Source organism: Oleiphilus sp. HI0067 (genome assembly GCF_001635735.1).
On record NZ_LWFI01000248.1, the window covers coordinates 1 to 953 of the forward strand.

The 953-nt window shown below is 46.1% G+C and carries 1 protein-coding gene and 1 pseudogene; both read right to left on the reverse strand.

Annotation, left to right across the window (positions count from 1 at the left end):
* Nucleotides 1-421, reverse strand: a pseudogene (locus tag A3739_RS03210) (Na(+)-translocating NADH-quinone reductase subunit C); the annotation flags it as partial.
* A partial coding sequence (locus tag A3739_RS03215) for an RnfABCDGE type electron transport complex subunit D (RefSeq protein WP_197472001.1) occupies nucleotides 414-953 on the reverse strand: 540 nt, incomplete at its 5' end. The gene A3739_RS03215 and the pseudogene A3739_RS03210, both read right to left, overlap by 8 nt.

Here is a 953-nt window from a genome sequence, read left to right on the forward strand (position 1 = left end):
TTTTGATCTCGTCGCCTTCACGCACAAGGTATACTTTTGCGTAGTCAACGCGACGCTTGATACTTGCGATATCTTCACTACCCGCAATCGCCTTAGATAACTTAGGATCTTTTTGAGCTTTACGCTGGTCGTAATCAAGTGCATTTTCTTTATTAACTCGATCTGGCTCTGCATATTCGCCAGTATCCAAATCAACGATGCGCGCATCGATTTTCTTAAACGCTTCTTGGATTGCAGTTTTATCGGCACCTGCTGGAAGCAAACCCGCAGCCGCTAAGATGTTTGCTTGCAAGTTGAGCGCTTTGTTCTCCTGCTGAGTTGGCTTCAGGATAACAACTGAACCCGCAACAATGATTGAACATACAAGGCACAACAAAACTGCAACAGTAAAGGTTTTACCCATGGTTTCTTTACTAGACACGAGCCAACCTCCTCGTAATATTCGCTTGAACAACGTAATGGTCGATCAACGGTGAAAACAAGTTCGCGAACAGAATCGCCAACATAATGCCTTCTGGGAAAGCTGGGTTTACAACGCGAATAAGAACCGTCATTACGCCAATTAAAGCACCGTAGAACCACTTACCGGTATTGGTCATGGAAGCAGACACAGGGTCTGTTGCCATAAAGATCATACCGAAAGCAAAACCACCAATAACGAAGTGCCAGTAGAATGGCAGATCAAACATTGGGTTAGAGTCCGAACCAATTAGATTCAACAAGGTAGACATCGCAGTCATACCAAAGAACACACCCATCACAATACGAAGTGAGGCAATGCGCGTTGCGAGAAGAACCGCACCGCCGATCAAAATCGCTAGCGTTGATGTTTCACCCATCGACCCTTGAACGGTACCGAAGAATGCATCCAACCAAGTTATGTTGTTCGCCATGATCGCTTCGACACCACCACTTGCCGCGAGGCTAAGTGAAGTAGCACCAGAGAAGCCATC